General features: G+C 64.4%; 5 protein-coding genes and 1 pseudogene. All 6 read right to left on the reverse strand.

The genetic code is table 11. The features are described from left to right. A partial coding sequence (gene nuoL / locus AC1DQP_RS15825; protein ID WP_478051974.1) for an NADH-quinone oxidoreductase subunit L occupies window positions 1–1,171 on the reverse strand: 1,171 nt, incomplete at its 3' end. Window positions 1,172–1,178: 7 nt separating this feature from the next. Further along, complete coding sequence (gene nuoK, locus AC1DQP_RS15830) at window positions 1,179–1,484, reverse strand: NADH-quinone oxidoreductase subunit NuoK (protein ID WP_256774639.1); 306 nt, start codon at window positions 1,482–1,484, stop codon at window positions 1,179–1,181. Next, window positions 1,481–2,140 carry an NADH-quinone oxidoreductase subunit J gene (locus AC1DQP_RS15835; RefSeq protein ID WP_256774638.1) on the reverse strand — a complete coding sequence of 220 codons (660 nt, stop codon included), beginning with the start codon at window positions 2,138–2,140 and terminating at the stop codon, window positions 1,481–1,483. Before AC1DQP_RS15835 ends, nuoK begins: the two co-directional genes overlap by 4 nt. A 9-nt stretch (window positions 2,141–2,149) precedes the next feature. After that, window positions 2,150–2,635: pseudogene (gene nuoI, locus AC1DQP_RS15840) on the reverse strand (NADH-quinone oxidoreductase subunit NuoI); the annotation flags it as partial. A gap of 3 nt (window positions 2,636–2,638) precedes the next feature. Continuing rightward, the gene (nuoH, locus tag AC1DQP_RS15845; protein WP_457319426.1) at window positions 2,639–3,730 is read right to left on the reverse strand and encodes an NADH-quinone oxidoreductase subunit NuoH; all 1,092 of its coding nucleotides are present in this window, start codon (window positions 3,728–3,730) and stop codon (window positions 2,639–2,641) included. After that, window positions 3,727–5,299 (reverse strand): molybdopterin-dependent oxidoreductase (locus AC1DQP_RS15850; RefSeq protein WP_478051975.1); only part of this gene is annotated, 1,573 nt, incomplete at its 5' end. The genes AC1DQP_RS15850 and nuoH, both read right to left, overlap by 4 nt.

Here is a 5,299-nt window from a genome sequence, read left to right on the forward strand (position 1 = left end):
GCTCGTGGTGCATCGCGATGATGACCGAGCCGGCACCCAGGAACAGCAGCGCCTTGAAGAAGGCGTGGGTCATCAGGTGGAACACGGCTGCCGAATAGGCCGACACGCCCAGCGCCACGGTCATGTAGCCCAGCTGGGACAGCGTGGAGTACGCGACGACGCGCTTGATGTCGTTCTGCACGATGCCGATCAGGCCGGTGAAGAACGCGGTGGTCGCACCGATGAACAGCACGAAGTTCAGGGCGGTCTGCGACAGCTCGAACAGCGGCGACATGCGGGTGACCATGAAGATGCCCGCGGTGACCATGGTCGCGGCGTGGATCAGGGCCGAGATCGGGGTCGGGCCTTCCATCGAGTCCGGCAGCCACACGTGCAGCGGGACCTGGGCGGACTTGCCCATGGCGCCGATGAACAGGCAGATGCAGATGATGGTGGCGATCGACCAGATCACCGGCTCGTTGAACACCTGGAAGGACGTGCCGAACAGGTTGATCGCACCGGACCAGACCTGCAGCTGTGCCTGCGGGCTGCCCAGGATCGGCGCATTGGCGAACACGGTGGCGTAGTCCAGGGTGCCGAACACCCACAACACGCCGGCGATGCCGAGGATGAAGCCGAAGTCGCCCACGCGGTTGACCAGGAAGGCCTTCATGTTGGCGAAGATCGCGGTCGGGCGCTTGAACCAGAAACCGATCAGCAGGTACGACACCAGGCCCACCGCTTCCCAGCCGAAGAACAGCTGCAGGAAGTTGTTGCTCATCACCAGCGTGAGCATGGAGAAGGTGAACAGCGAGATGTAGCTGAAGAACCGCTGGTAACCCGGGTCATCCTGCATGTAGCCGATGGTGTACACGTGCACCAGGAACGACACGAAGGTGACCACGACCATCATCATCGCGGTGAGCTTGTCGATCATGAAACCGACATGCGCCGAGTACTGGCCGACTTCAAAGAACGTGTAGATGTTCTCGTTGTACGGCTGCGCGCCACCCCACAGCAGCATGTACAGCACGTAGCTGGACATGATGCAGCTGGCGGCGACGCCCAGGATGGTGACCGTCTGTGCGCCGATGCGACCGACCTGCCGGCCGAACAGCCCGGCAATGATGCTGCCGATCAGCGGTGCAAGCACCACTGCGATCAACAGACTCTTGGAGAGAGTGATTTCCATCTACGGATCAGCCCTTCAGCGAATCGATTTCGCCGACATTGATGGTGCGGCGGTTACGGAACAGGGTTACCAGGATCGCGAGGCCGATGGCGGCCTCGGCCGCGGCCACGGTCAGGATGAAGAAGACGAACAGCTGTCCGGCCGTATCACCCAGTTCACGCGAGAACCCGACGAAATTGATGTTGACCGACAGCAGCATCAACTCGACGGACATCAGCAGCACGATGATGTTCTTGCGGTTGAGGAAGATGCCGGCGAGGCTGATGCAGAACAGCAGCGCGCCCAGCGCCAGGATATGGCCGAGGGTGATCATGGCGTTGCCTCCTCGTCGGTGGACGGACGGGTACGGGTGTGGACCACCGGGGTTTCGGCATCCATCTTGACCACGCGCAGGCGATCGCTGCCCTTGACCATGGTCTGCTCGGACGGGTTCTGGGTCTTCAGGCCGGTGCGGCGACGCAGGGTCAGCATCACGGCGGCAACCACGGCCACGGTCAGGATGACGGCGGCGAACTCGAACGGCAGCAGGTATTCGGTGAACAGGCTGCGCGCCAGCCAGGTGATGTTGGAGCTGTCGGCGGCCAGCGCGGCGGCGTTGTCGGCCGGGAACGGATTGACCGCCCTGCCCTTCACCCCGATCAGCACCAGCATCTGCACCAGCATGGTGACGGCCACCACCAGCCCGACCGGCAGGTAGCGCACCCAGCCCTCGCGCAGGTTGGAGGCGTCGATGTCGAGCATCATCACCACGAACAGGAACAGCACCATGACCGCGCCCACGTACACCAGCACCAGGGCCACGCCGAGGAACTCAGCGCCGACCAGGATCCAGATGCAGGCCACGGAGAAGAAGGTCAGGATCAGGCACAACACGGCATAGACCGGATTGCGCACGCTGATCACCGCCGCGGCGGAAATGCCCGCCACGATGGAGAAGACCCAGAAACTGATATTTACCCAATCCATCATTGAACCYCAGCGGAAAGCGGCATCGGCGGCGCGACGCTCGGCGATTTCGGCTTCAAGCCGATCCCCGATGGCCAGCAGCTGCGGCTTGGTGACGATGTTCTCGCCACGATTCTCGAAGTGGTACTCGAGGATGTGGGTCTCCACGATCGAGTCCACCGGGCAGCTTTCTTCGCAGAAGCCGCAGAAGATGCACTTGAACAGATCGATGTCGTAACGGGTGGTACGACGGCTGCCGTCCTCGCGCTTGGCCGAATCGATGGTGATCGCCAGCGCCGGGCACACCGCTTCGCACAGTTTGCATGCGATGCAGCGTTCCTCGCCGTTGGGATACCGGCGAAGCGCATGCAGGCCGCGGAAACGCGGCGACTGCGGGAACTTCTCCATCGGGTACATCAGCGTGTACTTGGGCTTGAAGGCGTACTTCAGGGTCAGCCACAGACCGCCGAGCAGCTCAAGGAGCAGCAGGCTTTTGAAGTAATGGGTAATTCTGTTCATCACTTAGACGCCCTTCTGGATCACGCCGTAAAACACCATCACCGCCGTCACTGCAATCCAGAAGATGGTGAGCGGGATGAAGACCTTCCAGCCCAGACGCATGATCTGGTCGTAGCGGAAGCGCGGGAAGCTGGCACGGAACCAGATGTAGGAGCTGGCGAAGAAGAAGACCTTCAGCAGCAGCCACGGCCAGCCGCCCTTCCAGATCCAGTCGATCCACGGCGAGATATCGGCCGTGATCCAGCCCTGGAGCGGGCTCAGCCAGCCGCCGAGGAAGAAGATCGAGATCAGGAAGCTGATCAGGATCATGTTGGCGTATTCGGCCAGGAAGAACAGCGCGAACGCACCACCGGAGTATTCGACCATGTGGCCGGCAACGATTTCCGATTCACCTTCCACCACGTCGAACGGCGCGCGGTTGGTTTCGGCGACGCCGGACACCCAGTACACGATGAACAGCGGGAACAGCGGCAGCAGGAACCAGTCGAACAGACCGGAGTTGCCCGCCTGCGCCATCACGATGCTGCTCAGGTTGAGGCTGCCCGAGGCGATCATCACGCCGACCAGGGCAAAGCCCATGGCGATTTCGTAGCTGATCATCTGCGCCGAGGCGCGCATCGCACCGAGGAAGGCGTACTTGGAGTTGGAGGCCCAACCGGCCAGGATGATGCCGTACACGCCCAGCGAGGTCATCGCCAGCAGGTACAGCAGGCCAGCGTTGGCGTTGGACAGCACCAGCCGGGCATCGAAGGGGATCACCGACCAGGCCGCGAAGGCCGGGGCCAACGTGATCAGCGGCGCCAGGATGAACATCGCCTTGTGCGAGCTGCTGGGCTGGATGATTTCCTTGAACAGCAGCTTGAAGACGTCGGCGAAGGCCTGGAAGATGCCCATGCCGACATACATCGGGCCGTGGCGGACGTGCATCCAGCCGATCAGCTTGCGCTCCCAGACCACGTAGAAGGCCACCGAGATGATCACCGGCATGGCGATCACCAGGATCTTCAGGATGATCCAGAGCAGCGCACCGATGTCGCCCAGTGACAGCAGCCACTGGTGCAGCGGGTCGACCGCGTTCAACAGCAATTCGTTCATGCAGCCACCACCGTTACGCGTGCGGCACCCAGCGGTGCGGTTGCACCGTGGCCCGATTCAATCCAGACCGAGCCCGCGGCGACGCGGGTGTCGACCACCACCGGCAGGGTGGCGAGGCCGGCGTCGGTGCCGACCTTGGCCATCTGCCCTTCCACCAACTGCAGGCGGGCGGCATCGTCGGCATTGAGCACGATGCGCGGGGCGTTGTTGAGCGGATGCGACTGCAGCGCCTGGGCGCGGCGGACAACCGCATCGGTGCGGTAGATCGCGGCGGTGGAGGTCACTTCCAGGCCCTCGCCCGCGCCCGACACAGCCGCCGGCACGGCCGCCGAGGACGAAACGGTGACGCTGACCGGGGCCAGGCTGGCACGCAGGCCGGCCAGGTCGGTGAACTCGAAACCGGCCAGCGACAGCTCGCCGCCCAGTGCACGCAGCACACGCCAGCCTTCACGCGCCTCGCCCGGCAGCTTGCCGCCGGCACGGGCCGACTGCTCGCGACCATCGAGGTTGGTCAGGGTGGCATCCACTTCCGGCAGTGCGCCGATCGGCAGGATCACGTCGGCGACGTCGCGGGTCGAGGCACAGGCGAACTGGCTGAAAGCCACCACCTGGGCACCGGCCAACGCCTTGCGGGCAGCGGCGGCGTCGGCGAAGTCCAGGCCCGGCTCGATGCCGTAGATGGCATAGGCCTTGCGCGGCTGGGCCAACATGGCATTGACGTCCTTGCCGGCCGGCAGCACGCCGGCACGGGTCAGGCCCACGGCATTGGCGCCCTGCGGGATGCGGCACAGCCTGGCACCGGTGGCGGCGGCGAAATCACGCGCGGCGGCGCGGATCGCGGCCGCCTGCGGGTGGTTTTCAGCGATGCCACCGACGATCAGCACGGCGTTGCTGGCGCCCTTGACCGCATCGCGCAGGTCGGCGTTGCCGAGCGCATCGATGAAGGCCGACGGAGCGACGATCTGCTTGCTGGCCAGCTTGAACGCGAAATCGAAGTCCACCGGGTTGACGGCGTGGATCTTCGCGTTGCGCGTGGTCTGCGCCTTGCGCAGGCGGGCGTGCAGCAGCGGCAGTTCGTGGCGGATGTTGCTGCCGAGCACGACGATGCTGTCGGCGCCTTCGATCTCGGCCAGCGGCAGGCCGAACACTTCGGCGGTGGCGGCGTCGGAGAAGTCGCGGTTGTTGATGCGGTGATCGATATTGGTGGTGCCCAGGCCGGCAGCAAGACGGGCCAGCAGCGCGCCCTCCTCGTTGGAGGCCGACGGGTGCACCAGCACGCCGAGGTCATCGCCCTGGTGGGCGGTCAGGATGTCCTTGGCCGCGGCCAGGCCTTCGGCCCAGCTCACTTCCCTCCACTCGCCATTGACCTTGCGCAGCGGCTTGACCGCGCGGTCTTCGCTGTACAGGCCCTGGTGCGAATAGCGGTCGCGATCGGACAGCCAGCATTCGTTGACCGCTTCGTTGTCGCGCGGCACCGCGCGCAGCACTTCGCCGCGACGCACGTGCAGGAACAGGTTCGAGCCCATCGCGTCGTGGTAACCCAGCGACTCGCGTGCGGTCAGTTCCCAC

The sequence above is a fragment of the Stenotrophomonas sp. P5_A8 genome, assembly GCF_056400545.1.

Excerpts from the sequence above, each read along its gene's own strand:
- nuoK (WP_256774639.1), bottom strand. The coding sequence starts at position 1,484 with ATGATCACCCTCGGCCATATCCTGGCGCTGGGCGCGCTGCTGTTCTGC.
- AC1DQP_RS15835 (WP_256774638.1), bottom strand. The coding sequence starts at position 2,140 with ATGATGGATTGGGTAAATATCAGTTTCTGGGTCTTCTCCATCGTGGCG.
- nuoH (WP_457319426.1), bottom strand. The coding sequence starts at position 3,730 with ATGAACGAATTGCTGTTGAACGCGGTCGACCCGCTGCACCAGTGGCTG.